The sequence below is a fragment of the Paenibacillus sp. EC2-1 genome (assembly GCF_049311625.1).
Taxonomy (GTDB): Bacteria; Bacillota; Bacilli; order Paenibacillales; family Paenibacillaceae; genus Paenibacillus_AQ.
Map to the genome: position 1 here is coordinate 2,130,710 of NZ_CP186006.1, position 24,156 is coordinate 2,154,865.

Here is a 24,156-nt window from a genome sequence, read left to right on the forward strand (position 1 = left end):
ATGATGAATCGTGGTATACGCGGAGCGACAACCGTTACGCAAAATGACGAGCAAGAGATTTTAAGAGAAACTGTACTTCTATTGGACGAAATAGTGAAGAGAAATGATGTACAACCTGAGGATATTTGCAGCGTTTGGATTACAATGACGCATGATTTGGATGCGACTTTCCCTGCTAGAGCGATTAGAGCGCTTGAAGGTTGGGATTTGGTTCCACTCATGTGCTCTGTTGAAATTCCAGTTCAGGGTAGCTTGCCTCTCTGTATTCGCTTAATGGTGCAGGTGAATACTGAGAAGAGTCAGAAAGAAATTAAACATGTCTATTTAAACGAAGCTCAGCGCCTTCGTCCGGATTTATCGGTTTCTTCAAATTAATCCTAAATTTAGTGTTGCATTGTACAGGGTCCATCCTGTATAGTGATTATCAGAATAGTTGAGTAGAGTTTTAGATGAGTATAGTTGAGCAGAGAAGAGCAGAGCAGTTTAGGATACATCATGAAGCGGTTAGAATAGACCATATTTGTAATAGATAAGAACAGTATCTTGTGATCCGGTTATGTCTTTGTCATACCTATAACCGTGATTATGAGTAGTGATTCTTTATCTTATATGGTTTCGTCACTTTAGACCGTGCTCTTTTTTTCATATACTTATCGATAATAGACCTCTACTTTGGTAGAGGTCTTTTTTGTATTATTACAACATTTAAGAAAGAAGGAGGGATTGATAATGGCTAACCCATCAATGGAACAAGTATTATCCATGGCTGGACAATATAACTTGATTCCTGTTGCTATCCGTTTACTGGCGGACATGGAAACACCAATCCGTATTTTTCAGAGGTATGCACAGCGGGAGCGGGCATTTTTATTGGAAAGTGTAGAGGGTGGTGTACAGTGGGCACGTTATTCATTCATTGGAACGGATCCTTTCCTTTTGATATCAGGTAAACAAGGGCACATCGAAGTGGAAATGAACGGGAAGCGGAAGCAGTTAACAGGAAAACCAGTAGAAGAGTTGAAAGCTTTACTTCGTTCCTATCGTAGCCCACAGCTAGATGAAATGCCTCCCTTTACTGGAGGAGCCATTGGGTTTTTCGGATATGATCTTCTTCAATATTATGAAAAACTACCCGCTCATACATTAGATGATCTGGGTATGGATGATATTAGGTTTATGTTCTGTGATCAAGTCATCGTATTTGATCATGTGAAGCAGCAAATTCTCTTGGTTGGTAATGTTCATGTTAAAGAAGGCGATACCGACGAGGATATTAGGCAGTCATACATGAAGTTATGCCGCAAGCTTGAAGAGACGGCAGAACAATTGCAAGAACAAGGACCAAGGGAAAATGTAAATTCCCGCGGCATTCCTACGGATGTGGACTTAGGTGAAATTAAGTCGAATATGACGAAGGAAAAGTATATGGATAATGTGGATAAAGCGAAGGAATATATCCGCGCTGGAGATATTTTTCAAGTAGTGCTATCTCAGAGGTTCCATATAGAAACAGAAGTATCTCCTCTTCATGTGTACCGTGTATTAAGAACATTGAATCCATCTCCGTACATGTACTACTTGAAGATGGATGAAGAGATTATTGTTGGAACTTCCCCTGAAGCTTTAGTCAAAGTAGATGACAGAAGGGTGGAGACAAGACCTATCGCAGGAACACGTCCACGTGGTATCGATGAATTAACGGATCGAGCGCTCGCCGAAGAGCTTCTAAAGGATGAAAAAGAGCGAGCGGAGCATTTGATGCTTGTAGATCTAGGCCGAAATGACCTGGGCCGTGTCTCTGAATTCGGGAGTGTGAAATGTGATTCATTTATGGAGATTGAGCGCTACTCTCATGTGATGCATATTGTCTCTGGCGTATCGGGTAAACTTCGCGAAGATAAGGACTTCTTCGATGCTTTCCTATCCTGTCTTCCTGCCGGGACTGTATCCGGTGCACCGAAACTTCGGGCTATGGAAATTATTGCAGAGCTGGAGCATGAAGCTAGAGGGGCTTATGCAGGGGCGATTGGATATCTGGGATTCACAGGTAACATGGATTCATGCATTACCATTAGAACGATTATCTTCCGAGAAGGTAAAGCATATGTGCAGGCTGGGGCGGGAATTGTTTGGGATTCTGAGCCGGAGAAGGAGTACGAAGAAACGGTAAATAAAGCTAAAGGGATGTTGAAGGCCATTCGTGTTGCTGAAGAGATGTTTCCAACTGAAAAAAAACCTGTAAGTACAATTAATCAAGATTATCTTTACGAATACACGCCTAACTAAAGTATTGGAGGAGGAGAGGAACATGAGTATTATGGATACGGTACAGTCCAGCATATCTAAACTGATAGAAGGTCATGATTTAGAGCGCTGTGAGGCTAGAAATGTCATGCAAACCATTATGGAAGGCAGAGCGACCCACTCACAGATAGGGGCTTTGTTAACTGCACTTCGTATTAAAGGGGAGACTGTAGAGGAAATTACAGGCTTCGCAGAAGCGATGAGAGGTTCCGGTGGGCGGGTTGTAACCGAGTGCAGTCAATTATTAGATACATGCGGAACTGGAGGATCTGGCATCCATAAATTCAATATTTCTACTGCCTCAGCCATTATCTCTTCTTCAGTATCTGTGCGTGTAGCTAAACATGGTAATCGATCCGCCTCTGGACGTGCAGGCAGTGCGGACGTATTAGAAGCGCTTGGGGTGAATATTCATTTAACTGCAGAGCAGGCGAAGCGATGTCTGGATGAGATCGGAATCTGTTTCTTGTTTGCCCAAATCTATCATCCTTCGATGAAGCATGCAGCAGCACCGCGAAAAGAACTTGGGATCAGAACCGTATTTAATATGCTGGGTCCACTGACGAATCCAGCAGGTGCAGATCGACAACTACTAGGTATTTATGACCTTAATAAAACGGAAACGATCGCCAAAGTGCTTAAAGAACTCGGACTAAAGCGGGCTATGGTCGTAACAAGTCATGATGGACTGGATGAGATTAGCATCTCTGCACCAACTCGTGTATCTGAGCTCCGTGGTGGGCAAATTCAAACCTATGATATTCATCCAGAAGATCTTGGTCTTGAACTTCATCCGATGCATTCAATTCTTGGTGGTGATGCGGCAGAGAATGCTGCTATCATAGGAGCTGTGCTCCAGGGTGAAAGAAGCCCTTATAGAGATATCGTATTAGCAAATGCAGGAGCTTGCATATATGTCTCTGGATTGGCAGATAGTCTTGTCGAAGGTGTGAGTAAAGCCGCAGACGCAATTGATTCTGGCGTTGCTCAAGCTAAATTAGATCAGCTTATCACAATGACGGGGGAATTAAGTTATGTATCTTGATCGAATTGTTGCAACGAAACAAGAGGAAGTGGCTAAGCTTCGCGAGACCTTATCGATTCCAGAAGCTTTACATGAGATTTCATCACTTCCTCTAACAAAAGGTTTTATTGATGCATTATCATTACGTCGAAATCGAGACATGGGACTCATCGCTGAGGTGAAAAAGGCATCACCATCTAAAGGGTTAATTCGACCGGACTTTGATCCGGTTCAGATTGCAAAGGCTTATGAGGCAGCAGGGGCAGACTGCTTATCTGTACTTACGGATGTACAATATTTCCAAGGAAATGGATTATATCTTACAGCGGTGAGAGAGGCAGTAAGCTTACCTTTACTTCGTAAGGATTTTATTATTGATGAAGCTCAAATCTATGAAGCACGACTGATTGGTGCAGATGCGATTTTACTCATTGCAAGCATTTTGGAAGTAGAGCGAATTGCGGAATTTATTGCTATTGCTGATTCTATAGGGCTGGATTGCTTAATAGAGGTGCATGATCGCAAAGAACTAGATGCCGTACTTCAATTGGATACAGCCAAGCTTGTAGGTGTGAACAATCGAAATTTGCATACATTTGAGACGTCATTAAACACAACGGCAGAATTAAGCCGTGATATACCTAATGACGTAATATTGATTAGTGAGAGTGGTATTGCTGGTAAAGATGACATGCATTTCCTTGCTTCAACAGGCGCTCAAGGTGTGTTGATAGGTGAATACTTCATGCGACAAAATAATATTGAACATGCTGTTCTAGATCTGATGGGAAGCGTTAAGAATGCTCAGCCAAGTGGCAAAGGAGCACGGTAATATGACGAATACCGCAGTAAAAATATGTGGACTTCAAAGCGTTGAAGTGCTAAAATCGATGATAAACTTACCTGTGGATTATATCGGATTTGTATTTGCCAATAGCCGCCGTCAGGTTACTCCTGATCAGGCGGCTGAACTAATCACCGTGTTGAAGCAGTGGAAGAGCGGAGAAATACCTTCCTCTGTTGGAGTGGTTGTAAACCCCGAGATGGAGGAACTAAAGGAACTTCTTCACACGGCCAAATTAGATGTTCTGCAGCTACATGGACAAGAATCGCCGAAATTTTGCCGGGAAGTGAAAGCGAACTTCCCGGTTTCCGTTTTTAAGGCAGTTTCGGTGAAAGCAGAACAATTGCCGGAAGAGCATATTGCCGAGCTCGAACATTACGCCGGATGTATTGATGGTCTCTTGATTGATACATATGATCCGATTCATGGCGGCGGCTCTGGACGAACTTTTGGCTGGGATGTGATCCCGTTTTATAAGGAATGGGCTAGGCAACAAGGGATTCCGCTGTTTGTGGCGGGAGGTCTTGATTCATCGAACGTAGGAACATTGATCAATGAATACAAACCCGACGGAGTGGATGTATCAAGTGGGGTTGAGTCTGCTCCTGGTGTGAAGAATATAGCAAAAGTTACAACATTCGTAGAAAGGGTGAAACGGATTATGACAGTGCTTCCGGATCGTAACGGACGGTTTGGCTCTTTTGGAGGGCGATTCGTTCCTGAGACATTGATGAATGCTTTAATAGAATTGGAAGAAGAATACAATCGGTTTGCAGAGGATTCTGCATTTCAAGAAGAGATTGCGTATCTGTTGAAACAATACTCCGGCAGGGAGACACCACTTTATTATGCTGAACGATTAAGTAACCATCTTGGTAAGGCGAAGATTTATCTAAAGAGAGAAGATTTGAATCATACGGGAGCGCACAAAATCAATAACGCTATTGCGCAGGGCGTTCTTGCGAAGCGGATGGGCAAAAAGAAGGTTATCGCTGAAACGGGCGCTGGTCAGCATGGTGTTGCAACTGCGACAGTAGCCGCATTACTTGGCTTGGAGTGCAAAGTGTTTATGGGTGAAGAGGACACAAAACGTCAACAGTTGAATGTCTTCCGGATGAAGATGCTTGGAGCGGAAGTAGTCCCTGTCACATCAGGAAGCCGAACACTGAAGGATGCAGGTAACGAGGCACTCCGCTACTGGGTTAGTAACGTGGAAGATACTTTTTATATTCTGGGCTCAGCAGTTGGTCCACATCCATATCCGATGATGGTTCGTAATTTCCAGCGGATTATTGGGGATGAGACACGTCGCCAAATTCTTGCAGTAGAAGGACGTTTGCCGAATACGATATTCGCACCTATTGGTGGAGGTAGTAATGCAATTGGAATGTTCTATCCGTTCCTGGAAGATAGCGAGGTCGCACTCGTCGGAGTGGAGGCTGCAGGTAAAGGTGTAGAAACAGAATATCATGCTGCAACAATGAGCAAGGGAACACATGGCGTTTTCCAAGGTTCTATGAGTTACCTGCTTCAGGATGAGTATGGACAGGTGAAAGAAGCTCACTCCATATCAGCCGGATTAGACTACCCGGGAGTGGGTCCTGAGCATTCATACTTGAAAGATATTGAACGTGTGAAATATGTACCGATTACCGATCAGGAAGCGATCGAAGCTCTTCAACTTCTCAGTAGAACCGAGGGGATTATCCCTGCACTAGAGTCTGCACATGCTGTAGCCCAAGTTGCAAAGGTGGCTCATGAATGGAACGAAGATGATATTGTTGTGATCTGTCTTTCTGGCCGAGGCGACAAAGATGTGGAGTCCATCATGGCGTATACGGGAGGGAAATCGATATGAATCGAATGGATGTAACCTTTGAACGCTTGAAAAAGCAAAATAGGACTGCATTGATACCGTTTTTGACGGTAGGTGATCCTAGTATTGAATTAACACTCGACATCATTGCTGAGGTCGAAGCAGCAGGTGCAGATATTGTTGAACTGGGTGTACCTTACTCCGATCCGCTTGCTGATGGACCTGTCATCCAGAGGGCATCTGAAAGAGCGTTAAAAGGACACGTAACAATACGGACTTGCATGGAGGTCGCATTAAAAGCTAGAAAAGCGGGTAGTCAGATGCCTTTCATCTTGTTTACTTACTTTAATCCAGCACTTCAGATGGGATTGGATGTCTTCTTTGAGGAACTGATTGCCCATGATATCAGCGGATTAATCATTCCTGATCTTCCTATTGAAGAGTCTGAAGAAATCCGAAGAAGAGCGAAGGAGGCTAACGTACACCTTATACCACTCGTAGCCCCAACTTCGCATGAACGTATCTCTAGAATTGTAAGTGATGCAGATGGCTTTATCTATTGTGTCTCCTCGCTTGGGGTGACAGGTGAGCGGTCAGATTTTTATAGCGGCATCAATGAATTTATTGAAACTGTGAAAAAATACAGTAAAGTCCCAGTCGCAATCGGCTTTGGTATATCCAATGGTGAACAAGTAGCTAGATTCTCTGAAATCTGCGATGGTGTTGTAGTGGGGAGCGCGATTGTTCGTCAGATTGAATCTGTCATACCATTGTTATTGCAAGAAAATACGAAGCAAGAAGGGCTTTTGCAAATCCGCCAATTTGTGTCACAATTAAAAGGAAATAAAGTTTACGAAAGGTGAGTTGATAATGATGAAGCCTAAAGCTAATATTGTGAATCTGCCGGTATACCAACCCGGTAAACCTGTTGAAGAAGTAAAGCGTGAGTTAGGTTTGAGTGAAGTTATTAAGCTGGCTTCTAACGAGAATCCATACGGATGCTCTCCTCAAGCAAAAGAAGCAATTATTGCTGAGCTTAGCAATCTTAGTGTTTATCCAGATGGAAGTGCATCTGAACTGACTGGAGAGCTTGCTTCAAGTTTAGGTGTTAACAAGGATCAGATAATTTTTGGATGTGGATCAGATGAGATTATTGCACTGATTACAAGAGCGTTTCTTGATCGCGGAGACGAGACGATTATGGCTGACCAGACCTTCTCCGTATATAAGAGCAATGCCGATATTGAAGATGCTGTAAGTATTGAAGTTCCGTTGGTGGATGGGAAGCATGATCTAGATGCAATGCTTGCTGCGATTACAGACAAAACAAAAATCATGTGGATCTGTAACCCTAACAACCCGACAGGTACGATTGTATCCGAAGAAGAATTCGTTCGGTTTATCGATGCTGTTCCTGCTAGCGTCATGGTCGTTCTGGATGAAGCTTATTATGAATATGTAATGGATTCCTCATATCCTGAAAGCATGAAACTCCTTGAGCGCTATAATAATCTAGTTATTCTTCGTACATTTTCTAAAATTTATGGATTGGCATCCCTTCGTATTGGTTATGGTATTGGTCAAGCTGAAACTATTAAATACATTAACCAGGTGCGTGAGCCTTTCAATACGGGACGTCCAGCTCAGGCTGCTGCTAAGGCCGCGCTTCGAGATCAAGACTTCGTAGAGAGTTGTCGTCAGAACAACGCAGAAGGAATTCGTTATTTCCAGCAGGAGTTCGATCGTATGGGGCTTCAATATTTCCCAGCTCATGGTAATTTTGTGATGGTTGATGTGCGTACATCAGGCAAAGATGTATTCCAATCACTCTTAAGCAAAGGGATCATTGTCCGCCCGGGCTTCTCCCGCTACCCGAGCTACATCCGTGTTAGTGTAGGTACACCTGAACAAAATCAAGCGTTTATTGGGGTATTAGAACAAGTCCTGCGTGACGTGAAGTCGCCAGTATAACCTTTGTTAACGCAATCTTGAAACGAGTGAGAGAGATAAAATGACAAACAAGACAACAACAAATATCGCAATATTTGGCGTGGGACTCATTGGTGGGTCTCTCGCTCTATGTTTCAAAGGTAAACCAGGAATAACCGTTACAGGTTATGCCCATCGTCAAGATTATGCAGATCAAGTCATTGCCCGTGGCGTCGTGGATCATGTGACGTTATCACCGGAAGAGGCAGCAAGAAATGCTGACTTTATTTTTCTATGTGTACCTGTCGGAAGTTTAGAGTCTTATATAACCCTGCTTAGCACTTTACAGTTAAAGCCAGGGTGTATTATTACAGATGTAGGAAGCACTAAAGCTAGTATAGCAGAATGTGCTTCAAAATTAGTGCTGAAAGACGCCTGCTTTATTGGTGGACATCCGATGGCTGGATCTGAAAGATCTGGGGTTGGTGCTGCCTCTTCATTATTGTTCGAAAATGCCTATTACGTATTAACACCGGCAGATGGAGTAGAAGAAGATAAAGTTTCAGAGCTAGCTGATTTGTTATCTCATACTCGTGCTCATGTGGTTACGGTGGAGCCTTATTTACATGACCAAATCGTAGGAGCTATTAGTCATCTACCCCATATTATTGCTGTAGCGCTGGTTAATCAGATCTGTGGTTACAATGAAGATAACTCCTTGTATCAGACACTCGCTGCTGGTGGTTTTCGGGATATTACCCGCATTGCCTCTAGTGATCCTGTTGTATGGCGTGATATTCTGCTTAACAACCGGACGGTTATGCTACCATTGCTTGAAGATTGGAATAAAGGGATCGTACAATTCATGAATATGCTTAGAAGTGAAGATGGATCGTCAATTGAAGAAGCGTTTCGCCGAGCAGGAGAGTTCCGTAATGAGCTTCCAGAAAGACGAAAAGGTGTCATCGCATCACAATATGATCTTTACCTTGATGTACCCGATCATCCGGGGATCATCGGTCGGATTACAACGGAGCTAGGGCAGAACAGCATTAACTTAAGTAATATTCAAATTATTGAGAGTCGTGAAGATGTGCCTGGCCTAATGCGACTTTCCTTCCGCAATGAACGTGAGCAAGAGAGAGCAAAAGATCTGTTATTATCTAGAGGATACATGGTTTACCATTAAAATTCCCTGATTTTTTATATTACGGAAATATTTAATTTATTATTGTTGACAAAATGAAAACGTATACATATAATAAAAGTACAGTATGGTTTCTCTCCACTCCTATCCAATAATTGCACGTTTGTGCGACCGCCTTCCTTTAGGGAGGCGGTTCTTTTTTTGTTGTAATCCCTTACACTTTGGGTAATATGGTTAATAATGGTGTGTCAAATCTAGTAAACCTGATTCTTTCTCCAAAATATGCTACAATGATAGATATGGTTTGTAGAAGAATAGGGAAAATTGCCAAAAACACCAAAATACATAATAAGATTAGGCATCACGAGGTGTGAAGTATGGTTTGACGACAGCATTGTGAGTCCTTGTTCTAGTTTTATCGTTTGGAAGAGAACAAGACACACTGATGGCGAGGGAGGAAATAAAAATCATATGACGGATTCCCAATTGATATTTGAGATTAAGCAAGGAAATATTGATGTGTACTCGGAATTAATGAGAAGATACCAACGTAAGATTCTAGCTTTTGTATATCATATGTTAAAAAGCGCCAATCTGGAATTATTAGCTGAGGATATTTGCTCGGAGACATTCTATAAAGCCTTTAAAAGCCTTCATTCATTCCGAGAAGTAGATGCATCGTTCTCCACCTGGCTCTATACAATTGCAAGAAATACCGTACTAAGTGAGCTGCGTAAGCAGCGTAGTGGTACACTTCCCCTTGAAGAGAGCGGTGTTATTCCTGTAGCACCTCTTGAGATAGCTCCTGAGCAGGCAATATTGCGAAGTGAGCGAGTTACTTTAGTCCGTGAAGCTATTAATAAATTACCTGAAAAGCAGCGTTCTGCGTTAATTTTGCGTGAATACGATCAGCTTGATTACCAAGAGATTGCCGATATTTTAGGACAAACTGTAAGTTCGGTCAAATCTCTCTTGTTTAGAGCACGCAGTAGTGTGAAGATTCAGCTTGAGCCCTATTTCTCTGAGCCTGTTTACAAGGAAATTGAAGGGATGAGCAGCAGATGAATTGCGAGGAAGCCCAAGAGCTGATGGAGTATGTCTGGGATCTCCCCGACAATGATCTGAGGCGAATCAGGCTGAGACAGCATGTGCAGACGTGTGGCTCGTGTGCAATGGAGTATGAAATGTGGGAAGATAGTCTAAGACTAGTTCATGCGCTTGAGCATGAGGTGTCCGAGGCCCGTGCAGAAGCGATCAACCGTAATGTAATGGACCGGATCTATCGTGATTTTCCAAGACTTGTTGAAGAGAATGAGAAGGGGAAATCCGTTGGTCGAATATTCCGTAAGCGACTCACCATATTAATCTCAGGCTTTGCAGCTCTATTTGGTGTTAGTTTTTTGTATTTCTTTTTGAAGGGGAATACGCATAAACTGCAACCTGAAATACCGACAACAGGTATACTACCTACAGGTGTTGTGGGGGATGGCTCGGCGGTAACCGAGAGTCAGCAATACGTTATACCTAGGATAAACAGTGGGATTATAGATCCATTGGTTGTGAACATGGACCCCAGCCAACCTCAGTATTGGATGCTTTTATCCATTCTGGGAGTAGGTCTGGCTTTGTTCTTTTTAATGAGGCTAAACAGAATATCAAGACGGTAATTTATTATTACCTAAGACACATTTTTAATGTTTACAGTAGGAGGTTTCAAAGGATGCTGATTGGTTTTATACGTCATGGCTTAACAGATTGGAATGCACTGGGCAAGATTCAAGGACAGACAGATATTCCGTTAAATGAAGAAGGGCGTCTTCAAGCACGAATGCTCGGTGAGCGTCTTCTTCAAGAACCTTTTAAATGGGACTATGTCATTAGTAGCGGGTTGTCTCGTGCTGAAGAAACAGCCTCCATTATTGCCTCTATACTAAATATTCCAATGCTTGAGCCTGATCTTCGTTTGCGTGAGCGTGCTTACGGCCAAATTGAGGGATTGACGGCGACTGAACGAGAAACTCGTTATGGTGCGGAATGGCATCTGCAGGATTTGGGTCAGGAGAAAGATTTGGCGCTTCAGGAGAGGGGAATGGCTTTTCTAGAAGAAATGTGGACAAAGTATCCAGATCGTAATGTGCTTGTGGTTAGTCATGGGGGCTTTTTAGCTCAGCTTTTCCAGGTGTTGTATAAAGATCGTCAAAAAGAAAGAATCGGAAATCTATCCTTGACCATACTAGAGAAGAAAGATGTGGATTGGATACCGCATCTGTTTAATTGTACGAGACATTTATTGGAGAAACAGCACTGATCCGAATATTCGGGTCAGTGTTTTCTTTTCAATTGAAAACCAAACTAACAACATAGAGGAGACTGAAATAATGCAAAAATTAGTGCAAATATCAAAGCATGTTGCTTACCTTCCCCCATATCAGGAAACGGATCGGCCTTTACTGGCAGCTGTTTCAGGAAATAAATACACTCTTTTAATGGACGCAGGGAACTCAGTGAGTCACGCTAAGCTCTGGTTGTCTCAACTTGCAGACCTTGGCATCACAGGAGATTGGCTTGTTCTAACACACTGGCACTGGGATCATGTTTTTGGATTGAGTGAAATGGCTATGCCTGTCTTTTGTTATGAAGAAACGTTTAAGAAAATCCAAGAATTACAGCAACTAACTTGGGATGATACGGCACTGGATGAGCGTGTGGAAAAGGGAATTGAGATTCCTTTCTGTGCTGATGCGATGAAGAAAGAGCTTGGATCAGAACGAGAGATTGTGATTCCATCGCCGAATATCACTTTTTCCAATAAGATGACAATGGACTTAGGTGGCGTGAGTTGTATCATTGAACATGTTGGTGGGGATCATTCATCTGATTCTGTGGTTCTCTATGTTCCTGAGGAAAAAGTTCTATTTCTAGGTGATTGTCTGTATGCGAATATGTACGCCAAAAAGTGGTGTTACACAAGAGAGAAAGTGATGGCTATGATCTCAAAGCTTGAAGAGTATGATGTAGAGCTAGCTATCTTGTCTCACGGCGAGAAACCTTTGGCAAAAGACGAATATAAGTCGTTTATTGAAATGTTAACCTCATTGGCAGAAATAACGCATCGTGAAAAAGGAGATCAGGAGCAGATCACGAATTCGATGATATCTGTCTTAAATAGACCGCTGAATGATCTTGAAATCGAAACGATACAATTTTTCATCCATGGTTATGAACAATAATTGTGCGTCACTTATAGGGAGACCCTTTTACGGGTCTCTTTTTTTGATGTTAATGGAACGGGAATAGAGTTTGTCCTTCTACTGATTTATTTAAATGCATAAAAATGTGTTAAACAGAGCTTCCTAACAAAAGAATAAAAAGTTACACAAATCATGTTTATAATAACGCAAATCCGTTAAAAATGTGGACAACAACATGTTAGAACATGTATCAAATGGGCTGAACATCCCCATAATGGAAGTAAAACGATGAGGGCGATGGAAGATGAATCTAGCGGATATGCTCACTTATGCCGACATTGGACAATTAAGCAACATAGCCAGCTATTACGATTGCGAATGCAAGCGTAATTCCAAGCACGATTTAATACAAAGCATCCTGATTAAGCTTGGCAGGAGGGATTATTTCGAAGAACTGGTGGGACATTTGTCTGAGGCAGATCTTAGATTTCTGAACAGCGTTGTATTCGATACACGTAGTGGCTACAGCTTGGAGGAATTAACTGCAACCATTCGTCAAGCATCCGCAGAAAAAGCAGATGATGAAAAAGGCAAGTCGCAGAAAGTAGAGAGTCCTCGTGAAGCTGTTGCAAGATATCGACGGAGTGGATGGCTGTTCAATGGATTTACGCATTCCACCAAGTATACCTTTCAGGTGCCATCTGATTTAAAACAGCGATTTCGTGATGTTCTCCGAGGAAGGCTTGAAGAAAGATTGCAGTCTTCTGAAGAACCTGAGGCATATCGGGATGAGCAGGGGCTTATATCTGCCGATATGTTGCTGTTCCTGAAATATGTCGAAGGTCAAGAAGTTGAACTTAATGCTGAAGGGTTTATGTATCGTCGATATCAGCAGCAATTGATGAGCTCGCTCCATATTCAAGAGTCGTTGATATCCAAGGGAGCTTGGAGATTCGGTTATGGTCGATCCTGTACAGAATATCCAGACAGGTTTGCACTTCTCTATGATTATGCCTATGCACGTCAATGGATCAGGGAAGCAGGTACCAGGTTGATTCTTACTGATCGTGGCAAGGAATTTCTGGATGAGGGAAAAGAAGAGAGTGTGTTGCAGGTATTCCGTTTTTGGTTAAGACTTTATAAAGGTGCTGTTCCTAACTTGTCCTCTTTAGTGTACTGGATAAGTAAGTGTGCGAAGGATTGGGTTACAACGGAATCCCTTTATGAGTCTTTAGGTTGGCTCATTCGCCCCTTCTATTACGATACTCCTCAAGCCATTTTGGATCAGCGTATTCTACGAATGTTAATGCATTTAGGAATGCTGCGAATTGGAGAAGGTGAGCAGTCAGGGACTGTAATCCGCATGACAGTTCTCGGTCATAAAGCTGCTGAGGCGTGTCTACATATTGGCGATAACGAAGATTTTTTGCATTGACAGAATGAGGTTCTGATTGCTACAATCACTCCCACTAATTAAAGGGGTGATCCTAAATGAATTATGAGTTTAAAGGATTATGGCCGTCTATTCATCCTTCTGTGTTTGTTGCTGAGGGTGCGAAAAATATTGGAGATGTAAGAATCGGTAGGGATTCAACCGTTTGGTTCAACGCTGTACTTCGAGGCGATCTGGCTCCAATTATTATCGGCAACAAGTGTAACATACAGGACGGGGTAGTAGGACACGTCAACGATGAACAGCCATTAATCCTTGCAGATGAAGTATCTGTTGGGCATTCCGCCATAATTCACGGTTGCAGAATTGGAAAAGGCAGTTTGATTGGGATGGGGGCCATCGTGTTAAATGGTGCTGATATTGGTGAATACGCTTTAATTGGTGCTGGTTCCATTGTAACAGAGAATAAAACAATTCCGCCTTATACGTTATCATTAGGAACCCCTGCTAAGGTGATTCGTGAATTAACCGATGACGATTTGGCTCGAATGAAGCGAACGATGGAAAGTTACGTGCAAAAAGGGAAAGAATACAGGCAATTCTAAATATCGGTTGGAGGTGCATCCTAATGGATAAAATGAAAGTAACTTACGAAGTAATGTTAAGTCTGGCTGCGGAGATGGTATGGGACGAGGCTTTGCGAAAGCATCGGAGTGAGGAACTTTACAAAGGAATAGACGAGGCGTTGGCTTCGGGCGACGAGTTGGCTTTCCGAAACCTGACGGATGAACTGAGGACTTTAAATTGAAGAAATGCTTATGCATTTCTTCTTTTTTTTTTTGCTTAAAATGAAAGGGAAACGTATAATGAAGAAATTAACAATTGGAGAAAGAAAGGATGCACAGCATGAAATTCAGTGAAGTGGATGAACAAACTTGGCCAGAGCTGCAGCCATATTTTGATACGTGTGTCATACCGTACACCGGTTTGAGCGGACGTGAGACTCCATTGGAGGTAACTTCAGCATTAGAGAGATTAAGAGATTTTATGGATTTAGTAGAGGTTCCTTTTAAGGGGAGGGTCGTTACATATCCTGCCATTCAGTATGGAGGAGAGTCTGCTACAAAGCTACTAAACGACATTTGTCATAATGTCAAATTTTCAGGGTTCCGCTATGTGATCATTATGACAGCTGATATAGAGCTTTCGCAAAGTGATGTTCCTGAAAGCGCATTAGTGCTTTCCCAGCCTAGAATCAAGGCTTCTGGAGATAACCCATTATCAGCAGCTGTTGCGAGGTTAATCAGTGAGTTGTGGAAAAAAGAGGAAGGGTCTTAATTGTGACAGAAAACCGACAATTTATGTAGATATAGCTGGAAGCAGAGCCAGAATTAAGCTTCCAATTCTTGACGGTCTGTGGTGCCTAATATATTATTATTATGTCCTAGTACGTCGTGTGATATTAATCATTGAAAACACTTAGAATGGTTGACAAAGGGGGTTGAACACAGAATGAGTCACAACCACAATGACGAGCATGAAGAGTCGCACAAACCACCCCGGCTAAAAGAAATGTCCCGTAGACAGTTTCTTACTTATACGTTGGGCGGCGCCACAGCTTATATGGCGGGTGGAGTAGTACTACCAATGCTCCGGTTTGCCGTGGATCCTATTCTTCAGGATAGTGAAGAAGGGGCGTTCGTTAAGGTAGCTGAATTGAGCAAGATTACAAATGATCCACAAGAGTTTCATTTTGAATTGAAACAGCAAGATGGCTGGTATGCCAGCAAAGCTTCACTGACAGCTTGGATTCGTAAAGGCGACGACGGAAAAATCCTTGCGCTTTCACCGATTTGTAAGCACTTGGGGTGCTTGGTCGGATGGAACAACAACAAGAATTATCCAGACGAGTACCACTGTCCATGTCACGGCGCGCGGTACACACCAGATGGCAAGAACCTTGCCGTTGCACCTAAGCCGCTTGATATGTACACCGTCAAAGAAGAAAACGGCTGGATTTACCTCGGCGAGATCGTACCAAATACCGTAGCGAAATAGGAGGCGTAGATTCGGATGTTGAAGAATGTCTACAACTGGATTGACGAGCGTCTCGATATCACGCCGATCTGGAGAGACGTTGCGGACCATGAGGTTCCGGAGCACGTTAACCCCGCGCACCATTTCTCCGCGTTTGTTTATTGTTTCGGCGGCTTGACGTTTTTTATTACTGTAATCCAGATTTTGTCAGGTATGTTCCTGACGATGTATTATGTACCCGATATTATAAACGCTTACGCTAGTGTTGAGTTCTTGCAGACGAAAGTGGCTTTCGGTCAAATCGTCCGTGGTATGCACCACTGGGGAGCTAGTTTGGTAATCGTAATGATGTTTCTACATACGATGCGTGTATTCTTTACAGGCTCATATAAAGCGCCTCGTGAAATGAACTGGGTTGTTGGTATGCTGATTTTCTTTGTGATGTTGGGTCTCGGTCTGACGGGTTACCTGCTTCCTTGGGATAACAAAGCGTACTTTGCTACAAAGGTTACACTTGAGATTGCAAACTCAGTGCCTTGGCTCGGACCAATCATTAAGGAACTGCTGCAAGGCGGTACCATTGTTGGTGCCGAAACGTTAACTCGTTTCTTCGCCATTCACGTGTTCTTCCTTCCGGCTGTACTGCTCGCCCTATTGGTAGGGCACTTTATCATGATCCGCAGACAGGGTATTTCCGGACCACTATAAGAAGAAGGGAGGCATATTCATGGCACACGGACACAAATCTGATGAAAAAGTAGTATTCGTAGGCGATTCCCGCGTACGTAAAGGTAATGGTTTTATTACTCCACCAGACTATACGGCGTATCCCGGAAAGTCAGAAGCATTTATACCAAACTTCCTTTTGAAGGAGTGGATGGTAGGGGTCGTTGTGCTGGTAGGCTTTCTAGTATTGACCATTTCAGAGCCTGCGCCTCTCGGCTATCCGGCCGATCCGAGTGCATCTGTAATCCCCATGCCTGACTGGTACTTCTTATTCTTATACGAATATTTGAAACTGCCATATGCTTCTGGTGATTATGTAGTACTTGGAACCTTGGGTGTTAGTGGAGTAGCCTTCGGAGCTTTGTTGCTAGTTCCTTTCTTGGATACAGGAAAAGAACGTCGTTTCTACAAGCGTCCGATTACTTCAGCTCTGATGTTTCTATCTATTATTGCCGTCATTTACCTGACAAATTCCGCTTGGACACACTACACGCACGAGTTGGAAGCTTCCGGGCAGAAACCGGAACATATTCAGCGTGAAGAAGAAGCGGAAGAAAAGCGTGCTCAAGGTCTTCCAACGTCGAATGCTAAGCAGCCTGAATCTGAAGAGATTGCCATCGTAGATAAAGATAATCCTGCCATGGAAACCTTCAAAAAGGCAACTTGTATTTCTTGCCATGCTGCTGACATGAAGGGCCAGGGGAATGCCCCTGGTCTTCGCGGAGTCGGTGATTCGCTTGATAAAGCGGCTATCGCTGGCATTATCAAGAACGGTAAGGGTCAGATGCTTCCGATGCATGACACTGCTATCGCTGCAGGCGTGACGGAAGAAGAGCTTGATCAATTGGCTGAATGGCTTGCCAGCCAGAAAACTGCAGAGTAAAATAATGATGAACCTGATCGTATCCTACGATCAGGTTTTTTAATGAAGCAAAAAAGATTCTCATTAATAACTGGACACAGTGGAGCAGGAGGATGTGAGGTTGTCAGTTACATATTTATGGAGCCGTGAATTTTTATCGAAGCGTCTCATTCTGTGGGTATTACTGATCAGCAATGTGTTGGGGACGGTTTATGGTTATATCTGGTATGGGGGTCAGCTTTATAATACCGCGATGAACCACTCTCTATGGCAACTAATATTCGTTCCGGATAGTCCGACAGCGAGTTTGTTTTTCAGTTTGGCGCTAATTATGTTGTTGTATCCTCCCAAACAGCTGGCAGGTTTATTATTTCAGCAATTAATAGAAGCGCTTGCTGTAGTTACATCCATTAAGTATGGCATTTGGGCAGTAGCCATGATCTTTGCTGGGGCATCGCAGGGAAGTGAGCTGATATGGCAGGATTGGATGTTGGTTGCTTCGCATACGGCGATGGCCGTTGAGGCGCTGATCTTTGTAAAGCTGCTTCATATAAGGTGGTCTGCATTGACTGTAGCCATCATGTGGACGCTTTTAAATGATACAGTGGATTATACCTTTGGTGTATTTCCGTATCTCCCAGGGCCTCTCTATGACCATTTAGAAGCCGTGGAAGCCTTTACGTTTGGTCTGACCCTGTTCAGTGGGGCGTTGGCGTGGATCGCTATCAGACGTTCCTTATCAAAGTCTAAGTATCGTTAATATGTTCTAGTGACATCCCTTCTGCCATACATTATGGTTAGGAGGGATGTCCCATGTTACGGAGATTATTTCAATGGTCAGCGGGTGTGTCCGCTTTTTTCTTACTGATCGGATTAAGTATTGGTGGAATCGTTTGGGGGAGTCCCAATTCCAATGGAGACCGACCTTCACCGGCCGCATCCATTCAAGCCAAGGCACTAAACCTTGAGGTTGAGACGATGTACAGGCTTGTAGAAGAAGGGAATTTGCAAGCGACTTTAGAGTCTTTGAGGAAAATTCAAAGCATTTTCGAAGCATCTTCTTTTCAAGGTTTGACAAGTGTTGAAGGAATACATGTACTAGCTGAAAGTATAGTAGAAATGAAGGAGACGACTGCTAGTAGCACGCTGGACCCGAAGCAGTGGATGATGTCTGCTGGTAAACTCCGACTTGCAGTGGACAGTCTGACCCATCCCAAAGATGGGATCTGGCTTCAATATTATAAGCTTATGCGTGAAGATCTACAGATGATGGAGCAAAGTGCTGCTAAGCAGGACCGTGATGGGATTAAGAAAGCTTATGCTCTATTGGAAGATCATTATGAGTTAATTCGTCCAGCTCTTGTGATGCAGCGTAAGCAAGAAGAAGTATCGATGATAGAGTCGTGGTTGTCTCATGCGGGGGGTGCAGTTTCAACAGCTAGCCCAGCTACGGTAAGAGAGATTGTTCCACAAGGAGAAGTAATCGTTAACTTATTATTCGGCAAGAAAAAAGATGAACCGGCACTTGCACAACTGAATGAAGTTGAGGGTCCGTGGTTCTGGCAGTTGCTCTTCGCCGCATTTATTCTTTCAGCGCTAACGTTTGCCGCGTATCGGAAATACCGTGGACTAAGAGATGGATATTATCCGTGGTTTCCTAAAAAATCTTGAGATTAAAAAGCCCGGAATTCCGGGCTATTCTTCTTTAAATCCTTCTCCGTGCACATCGTTTACATCATTAATGATGATGAAGGCTCGTGGATCTAAGGATTTTGTAATTTCATTCAAACGACGAATTTCCTGTCTTGAAACGACGCAATAAGCGATATATTTGGACTGCTTAGAATACGCTCCAATTGCAGGAATAAGCGTTACCCCCCGTTCGAGTTCCTGGGTAAGGCGGTCAGCGATGTCAGGAGCATTGTCACTAATAATTGTACAAGCCTTGGCGGAATAGGCGCCTTCTTGTATAAAGTCAATTACCTTCGAAGTGATGAACACAGCTACAAGAGTGTATAGAATCTTTTCAAGCGGAATATACAGCAGAGATGCTCCAATGATGATAATGTCTAATGCTAATATCACTTGTCCCATGCTATAACCTAATTTACGGTTCAAGATGCGGGCAATGATGTCTGACCCTCCGGTAGTCCCCCCGAAACGAAATACAATTCCAAGACCAGCACCTAAGGTTACTCCGGCATAAAGTGAAGCCAGGATGTAATCATGTTCCGTATGGAACGGTGTGATCCAGCCTTGATCAATCCATTTCTCAATGAGCCATAGAAAGAAAGTAAGTGAAATAATTCCGAGTCCTGTATAAATGGATTGACGTCCACCTAATATCTTTAAACCAACAAGAAAAAGAGGAATATTCAGCATAAGCGTTGATAGGGAGGGAGGAATATTGAACGCATAGTTCAAGAGAACGGTGATACCCGTAACACCACCCTCCATCAATTGATTGGGAATGATAAAGAATAGCAAACCGAATGCATAGATCGCTGTACCAACGATAATGGGTATAATCATTTGTAGTTGATTGACTATTTTGGATTTTTTCATAGGTAGCCCTCACATTTGTTATAGGAATGTTACGCTATCCTATAACTTCCGTATCTTTTCCCAAGGATATACCCTTTGCATTACAGAATAAAAAATATTTGTTTTCAAATGGGCTTTACGATAACATAGTTGTAAAACCTTGCCGATTATTGCGACTGGTAATCATTGGTGGACAGCATGAAGGAAGGAGTGCCCGTAATGGAAAAATCAATGGCAGAAATGCAGCGTGAAGTTGATCGTTATATATCGCAATTTAAAGAAGGCTATTTCAGTCCTTTATCCATGATGGCGCGGATGTCAGAAGAGGTAGGGGAGCTTGCCAGAGAGGTCAATCACCAATTTGGAGAAAAACCTAAAAAACCTGACGAAGCCGAAAACTCCATTGAGATGGAACTCGGTGATATTTTATTTATTGCGATCTGCTTCGCGAATTCACTCGGTATCGATCTAGCGGAAGCCCATGATAAAGTGATGCATAAATTTAATACAAGGGACGCGGATCGCTGGACGAAATTGAACACGGATTAGGCAGTGAATACATATGCTGTACCAAAACCCGCAGCGGGGGAGGGACAGCCAATGAAAGATGACATTTTTATACAAAAGGCGTATCATTTCATCTTGCAAAATGATTTCGAAGAAGCACTCCGTTGGTTTGAAGCAGCTATTCTTGCGAATCCTGGAGATGCTGAGGTGCACTATCGTTGTTCAATAACATATGGTCGCAATGGTAAGCTCTCAAAAGCGATCCATCATGCTAAGGAGGCCGTGCGTCTTCAAGGGGATAAACCTGAGTATCATCTGCATCTCCAGCATGTTGAGGCGCTTGAGCTGGTTCAGAAGGCACGGAAGATGGTAGATGGTAAGTCGGCCACTGAGCCGGCCGAACTTTATCAAGCTGTGAGTCTCCTGAAGTCAGCCATTGCTAAAGATCCATTGTATTCAGAAGCTTACGTGTGGCTTGCACTTGTATATAGTGAATTGAATGAGCATCCGCTTGCCATTAACACTTTAAAGGAAGTTATCGGTTTATATCCGCAAGAGAGCGAACTTCAACATATAATGGAGGAACTGAAAAAGCGTCTGAAGTCATATGTTCTGGATTCACCAACAGAATAAGAGTGGAGGAATGTTTGAAATGTCAAATGTAATCCGAGTTGCGGTCGTTGGAGCTGGCGGCCGCATGGGTAAAGAAGTTGTAAAATTGGTTTTGCAGGACCCAGATCTTGAGCTAGTTGCTGCTGTCGGACGGGGCGATCGTGGAACCGATGCGGGAACACTGGTCGCACTTCCGGAATGTGGAGTAATGGTGACTCATGATCTGGAGATGGCTCTCGTTGAGCATAAACCGGATGTGATGGTTGATTTTACTACACCGCAGTTTGCTTATGTCAACACTGCACTCGCAGTTAAACACGGTGTTCGTCCTGTTATTGGGACAACTGGGTTCACACCAGAACAGATCGAAGAACTGGACGAGCAGTGCAAGGCTCGGGGGATCGGAGGTTTAATTGCTCCGAACTTCTCAATTGGTGCTATTCTGATGATGAAATTTGCAGCGCAGGCAGCAAAGTATTTACCGCATGTTGAAATTATTGAAACACATGGTGACCAGAAATTGGATGCTCCTTCTGGAACTTCCATTAAGACAGCAGAAATGATTGCTGCGAACCGAGAAGAGCTTCGTCAAGGGAATCCGAAAGAGGAAGAGATGATTGAAGGAGCGAGAGGCGGATATTATAATGGTTTCCGTATCCATAGTGTGCGTCTCCCAGGTGTTTTTGCACAGCAGGAGGTTATTTTTGGAGGCTATGGCCAAAGTCTTAAGATACGGCATGATTCTTATGAACGGGCTGGTTATATGCCAGGTGTGAAGATGGCTGTCGAGAAGGTTATGGGATACACGGGAATGATATACGGGTTTGATCACTTTATTGACTAGAGAAAGAGGGAAGACATAATGAATATTGCATTTATAGCACATGACCGGAAGAAAGAAGAAATGGTTAACTTCGTCATCGCTTATGAAAAGGTATTTATTGATCATAGCCTTTACTCAACAGGGACAACCGGAACCCGGATTATGGAACAAACGGATTTACATATTCACCGCTTTATGTCCGGTCCGTTAGGCGGAGATCAGCAGATTGGGGCTCTAGTTGCAAAAAATGAAATGGACCTAATTATTTTCCTGCGTGATCCATTGATGGCACAGCCTCATGAACCAGACATCAATGCACTTCTTAGACTCTGTGATGTTCAGGGAATTCCACTTGCAACGAACATTGCAACGGCTGAAGTTCTTGTAAAAGCACTTGATCGAGGGGACTTAGGTTGGCGAGAGCTGGTTGATAAATATAAACCGGGTACTGATATATGAGTCAGAAACTGGATATCTTGATCTTTGGAGCACATGCAGATGATGCGGAGATTGGGATGGCAGGAACGATTGTTAAGCACACCACAGCAGGTCTTTCAGTTGGTATTTGTGATTTAACGGCAGCGGAGATGTCATCGAATGGAACGGTTGAGCTAAGGAAGGAAGAAGCGAACCGTGCTGCACAAGTGTTGGGGTTAACCATGCGAAGTAATTTAGGATTGCCGGATAGGGGATTGTTCGTATCACCTGAGAATATTGAGTGCGTAACGGCTGAGATTCGAAAGTATTCGCCGTCGATTGTGTTCGCTCCATACTGGGAAGATCGACATCCCGACCATATTGCCTGCAGTAAGTTGGTGGAGGAAGCCGTGTTCAATGCAAAGCTTCGTCGATATTTACCAGATCAGCCTGCTGTGAAGGTGGACGAGCTGTTCTTTTATTTTATTAATGATCTTGGCAAGACGGATCTCATCGTCGATGTCACGGATCATTATGGGATGAAGGAAGAAGCGTTATCTTGTTATCGGTCGCAATTTGAGAAAAACCATGAGGACGCCGTCTCTACTCCACTTACAGAAGGATATATTGAACGTGTTCGAGCTAGGGATGCACTTCTTGGACAGCGCAAACTTATTCCTTATGCAGAAGGTTTTGCGACAAAGTCACCTTATAAGGTTCATCTATTTAACTCCAAAGAGACATATTAATAAGACATAGGCGATACGAAAGGAGGCCTCGATATGAATACACAACAGCCGTTAAAAATAGGTATTACTTGCTATCCCTCATTGGGCGGCTCGGGCGTTGTAGCTACGGAACTCGGAAAGTTGCTCGCAGAACAAGGCCACCAGGTGCATTTTATTGCACACAGTATCCCATTTCGTTTAGGAAGTTTTCATAAAAACATTTATTATCATGAAGTTGAAGTGAATGATTATTACGTGTTCAGGTACCCGCCTTACGATCTTTCGCTTGCTACCAAAATGGCCCAAGTGGCTAAAATGCAGCAGCTAGATGTTCTTCATGTCCATTATGCAGTGCCTCATGCCGTATGCGCATTTTTGGCGAAACAAATGGTAGGCGATCAACTGAAGGTAGTAACAACCTTGCACGGTACGGACATTACCGTACTTGCGCAAGATGAATCGCTGAAAGATTTGATCCGACTAGCTATTAATGAAAGTGATGCAGTGACAGCCGTATCACAAGATTTGATCCGAGAAACACGTGAGGTGCTCGATATTCATCGGAATATTGATCTCACCTATAACTTTGTAGATCACCGTGTTTATTATCCGAGAGATTCTGCATCGCTTAGACGTGATTTTGCCGATCCGAGCGAGCGGATCTTGATGCATATATCAAACTTCAGACCTGTGAAACGTGTAGCAGATGTAGTTGACATCTTCGCTCGTGTGAATGAGAAGGTTCCTTCTAAGCTTTTACTCGTGGGAGAAGGTCCAGACTTGCCTAAGATCCAGTGCCGTATTCAAGAACTCGGACTTAGTGACAGAGTGCATTTTCTCGGGAAACAGGATGAGATTGCGCATGTTATCTCGATGGCAGATGTCCTGCTGCTTCCTTCAGAGAAGGAAAGCTTTGGGCTTGTTGCATTAGAAGCAATGGCTTGTGGTGTACCAACCGTTGGTTCTCTTGCAGGAGGCATTCCAGAGCTCATTACCCATGGCGAAACAGGATTCTTAGCTCCAATAGGAGATACAGATCAAATGGCGGAATACGTGATTAAGGTGTTTAATGACGATCAGCTTATTGCTGATCTAAAAGAAGCCTGCCTTCATAGAGCAAAAACGATCTTTTGCAATGAGGCCATTCGTAGTAAGTATGAAGAAATTTATTACCGAGTATTGGGGCGGGAGGCTAGCGAGCTGAATCCGGTGTGCGGATAAGCTCGTCTCGCGTCCGTTTTTTCGGATAGAA

28 protein-coding genes and 2 pseudogenes are annotated in these 24,156 nt (G+C 43.4%); 28 read left to right on the top strand and 2 right to left on the bottom strand.

Annotated elements, in window-relative coordinates; all coding sequences use genetic code 11:
- The 14 genes and pseudogenes from aroH to ACK8P5_RS10145 all read left to right on the top strand — a co-directional run bounded on the left by aroH (position 1) and on the right by ACK8P5_RS10145 (position 13,690).
- The gene (gene aroH / locus ACK8P5_RS10080) at positions 1–375 is read left to right on the top strand and encodes a chorismate mutase (protein ID WP_422660805.1); all 375 of its coding nucleotides are present in this window, start codon (positions 1–3) and stop codon (positions 373–375) included.
- A 354-nt stretch (positions 376–729) separates the two neighbouring features.
- Positions 730–2,286: an anthranilate synthase component I gene (trpE, locus tag ACK8P5_RS10085; RefSeq protein WP_422660806.1), complete on the top strand. Its 1,557-nt coding sequence runs from the start codon at positions 730–732 to the stop codon at positions 2,284–2,286.
- Between the two features lie 22 nt (positions 2,287–2,308).
- A complete protein-coding gene (gene trpD / locus ACK8P5_RS10090; protein ID WP_422660807.1) occupies positions 2,309–3,349 on the top strand; it encodes an anthranilate phosphoribosyltransferase in 1,041 nt (346 codons plus the stop codon).
- Complete coding sequence (gene trpC / locus ACK8P5_RS10095) at positions 3,339–4,160, top strand: indole-3-glycerol phosphate synthase TrpC (protein ID WP_422660808.1); 822 nt, start codon at positions 3,339–3,341, stop codon at positions 4,158–4,160. The genes trpD and trpC overlap by 11 nt, the downstream gene beginning before the upstream one ends.
- A 1-nt stretch (position 4,161) precedes the next feature.
- A pseudogene (locus ACK8P5_RS10100) lies at positions 4,162–4,806 on the top strand (phosphoribosylanthranilate isomerase); the annotation flags it as partial.
- Positions 4,807–4,833: 27 nt separating this feature from the next.
- Positions 4,834–6,030, top strand: coding sequence for a tryptophan synthase subunit beta (gene trpB / locus ACK8P5_RS10105; RefSeq protein ID WP_422661431.1), 1,197 nt, complete (start codon positions 4,834–4,836; stop codon positions 6,028–6,030).
- Positions 6,027–6,851: a tryptophan synthase subunit alpha gene (trpA, locus tag ACK8P5_RS10110; RefSeq protein ID WP_422660809.1), complete on the top strand. Its 825-nt coding sequence runs from the start codon at positions 6,027–6,029 to the stop codon at positions 6,849–6,851. Before trpB ends, trpA begins: the two co-directional genes overlap by 4 nt.
- A gap of 10 nt (positions 6,852–6,861) precedes the next feature.
- A complete protein-coding gene (gene hisC, locus ACK8P5_RS10115; RefSeq protein WP_422661432.1) occupies positions 6,862–7,959 on the top strand; it encodes a histidinol-phosphate transaminase in 1,098 nt (365 codons plus the stop codon).
- A 40-nt stretch (positions 7,960–7,999) separates the two neighbouring features.
- A complete protein-coding gene (locus ACK8P5_RS10120) occupies positions 8,000–9,106 on the top strand; it encodes a prephenate dehydrogenase (protein WP_422660810.1) in 1,107 nt (368 codons plus the stop codon).
- A gap of 429 nt (positions 9,107–9,535) precedes the next feature.
- On the top strand, positions 9,536–10,129 hold the full coding sequence (locus tag ACK8P5_RS10125) for an RNA polymerase sigma factor (RefSeq protein ID WP_422660811.1): 594 nt from the start codon (positions 9,536–9,538) through the stop codon (positions 10,127–10,129).
- Entirely contained in the window at positions 10,126–10,731 is a 606-nt protein-coding gene (locus ACK8P5_RS10130; RefSeq protein ID WP_422660812.1) for an anti-sigma factor family protein, read from the top strand. The genes ACK8P5_RS10125 and ACK8P5_RS10130 overlap by 4 nt, the downstream gene beginning before the upstream one ends.
- Before the next feature lie 53 nt (positions 10,732–10,784).
- Positions 10,785–11,372, top strand: a complete 588-nt coding sequence (locus tag ACK8P5_RS10135) for a histidine phosphatase family protein (RefSeq protein WP_422660813.1) — start codon at positions 10,785–10,787, stop codon at positions 11,370–11,372.
- Between the two features lie 70 nt (positions 11,373–11,442).
- A complete protein-coding gene (locus ACK8P5_RS10140) occupies positions 11,443–12,294 on the top strand; it encodes an MBL fold metallo-hydrolase (protein ID WP_422660814.1) in 852 nt (283 codons plus the stop codon).
- Positions 12,295–12,559: 265 nt separating this feature from the next.
- Complete coding sequence (locus ACK8P5_RS10145) at positions 12,560–13,690, top strand: hypothetical protein (protein WP_422660815.1); 1,131 nt, start codon at positions 12,560–12,562, stop codon at positions 13,688–13,690.
- Here ACK8P5_RS10145 and ACK8P5_RS10150 read toward each other — a convergent pair.
- Positions 13,672–13,725 (bottom strand): annotated as a pseudogene (locus ACK8P5_RS10150) (hypothetical protein); the annotation flags it as partial. The gene ACK8P5_RS10145 and the pseudogene ACK8P5_RS10150 overlap by 19 nt on opposite strands.
- Positions 13,726–13,746: 21 nt before the next feature.
- Between ACK8P5_RS10150 and ACK8P5_RS10155 the strand changes: the two are divergent.
- The 8 genes from ACK8P5_RS10155 (at position 13,747) to ACK8P5_RS10190 (ending at position 18,944) form a co-directional block, all read left to right on the top strand.
- On the top strand, positions 13,747–14,253 hold the full coding sequence (locus tag ACK8P5_RS10155; protein ID WP_422660816.1) for a gamma carbonic anhydrase family protein: 507 nt from the start codon (positions 13,747–13,749) through the stop codon (positions 14,251–14,253).
- Positions 14,254–14,276: 23 nt separating this feature from the next.
- The gene (locus ACK8P5_RS10160) at positions 14,277–14,456 is read left to right on the top strand and encodes an IDEAL domain-containing protein (RefSeq protein WP_208914531.1); all 180 of its coding nucleotides are present in this window, start codon (positions 14,277–14,279) and stop codon (positions 14,454–14,456) included.
- 98 nt (positions 14,457–14,554) lie between these two features.
- Positions 14,555–14,986, top strand: a complete 432-nt coding sequence (locus ACK8P5_RS10165; RefSeq protein WP_422660817.1) for a DUF2487 family protein — start codon at positions 14,555–14,557, stop codon at positions 14,984–14,986.
- 174 nt (positions 14,987–15,160) lie between these two features.
- On the top strand, positions 15,161–15,706 hold the full coding sequence (locus ACK8P5_RS10170) for a ubiquinol-cytochrome c reductase iron-sulfur subunit (RefSeq protein WP_422660818.1): 546 nt from the start codon (positions 15,161–15,163) through the stop codon (positions 15,704–15,706).
- Between the two features lie 15 nt (positions 15,707–15,721).
- Positions 15,722–16,393, top strand: a complete 672-nt coding sequence (gene qcrB, locus ACK8P5_RS10175) for a menaquinol-cytochrome c reductase cytochrome b subunit (RefSeq protein WP_169505773.1) — start codon at positions 15,722–15,724, stop codon at positions 16,391–16,393.
- Between the two features lie 19 nt (positions 16,394–16,412).
- On the top strand, positions 16,413–17,294 hold the full coding sequence (locus ACK8P5_RS10180; protein WP_422660819.1) for a c-type cytochrome: 882 nt from the start codon (positions 16,413–16,415) through the stop codon (positions 17,292–17,294).
- A gap of 100 nt (positions 17,295–17,394) precedes the next feature.
- On the top strand, positions 17,395–18,033 hold the full coding sequence (locus ACK8P5_RS10185) for a DUF1405 domain-containing protein (RefSeq protein WP_422660820.1): 639 nt from the start codon (positions 17,395–17,397) through the stop codon (positions 18,031–18,033).
- Between the two features lie 53 nt (positions 18,034–18,086).
- The gene (locus ACK8P5_RS10190; protein ID WP_422660821.1) at positions 18,087–18,944 is read left to right on the top strand and encodes a sporulation protein YpjB; all 858 of its coding nucleotides are present in this window, start codon (positions 18,087–18,089) and stop codon (positions 18,942–18,944) included.
- A gap of 24 nt (positions 18,945–18,968) precedes the next feature.
- On the opposite strand, the gene ACK8P5_RS10195 is transcribed toward ACK8P5_RS10190, so the two are convergent.
- Entirely contained in the window at positions 18,969–19,838 is an 870-nt protein-coding gene (locus ACK8P5_RS10195; protein WP_422660822.1) for a YitT family protein, read from the bottom strand.
- A gap of 198 nt (positions 19,839–20,036) precedes the next feature.
- On the opposite strand from ACK8P5_RS10195, the gene ACK8P5_RS10200 reads away from it, so the two are divergent.
- From ACK8P5_RS10200 to bshA, 6 genes are read left to right on the top strand one after another with little or no spacing between them, the layout of a single operon-like run.
- Complete coding sequence (locus ACK8P5_RS10200) at positions 20,037–20,366, top strand: nucleotide pyrophosphohydrolase (protein ID WP_422660823.1); 330 nt, start codon at positions 20,037–20,039, stop codon at positions 20,364–20,366.
- 51 nt (positions 20,367–20,417) lie between these two features.
- A complete protein-coding gene (locus ACK8P5_RS10205) occupies positions 20,418–20,957 on the top strand; it encodes a tetratricopeptide repeat protein (RefSeq protein WP_422660824.1) in 540 nt (179 codons plus the stop codon).
- A gap of 19 nt (positions 20,958–20,976) precedes the next feature.
- Entirely contained in the window at positions 20,977–21,780 is an 804-nt protein-coding gene (gene dapB, locus ACK8P5_RS10210; protein WP_422660825.1) for a 4-hydroxy-tetrahydrodipicolinate reductase, read from the top strand.
- Positions 21,781–21,798: 18 nt separating this feature from the next.
- Entirely contained in the window at positions 21,799–22,218 is a 420-nt protein-coding gene (gene mgsA / locus ACK8P5_RS10215; RefSeq protein ID WP_422660826.1) for a methylglyoxal synthase, read from the top strand.
- Complete coding sequence (bshB1, locus tag ACK8P5_RS10220) at positions 22,215–22,925, top strand: bacillithiol biosynthesis deacetylase BshB1 (protein ID WP_422660827.1); 711 nt, start codon at positions 22,215–22,217, stop codon at positions 22,923–22,925. The genes mgsA and bshB1 overlap by 4 nt, the downstream gene beginning before the upstream one ends.
- 33 nt (positions 22,926–22,958) lie before the next feature.
- Positions 22,959–24,125 (top strand): N-acetyl-alpha-D-glucosaminyl L-malate synthase BshA, encoded by a 1,167-nt coding sequence (gene bshA, locus ACK8P5_RS10225; RefSeq protein WP_422660828.1) that lies wholly within the window; start codon positions 22,959–22,961, stop codon positions 24,123–24,125.
- Positions 24,126–24,156: the final 31 nt, after the last annotated feature.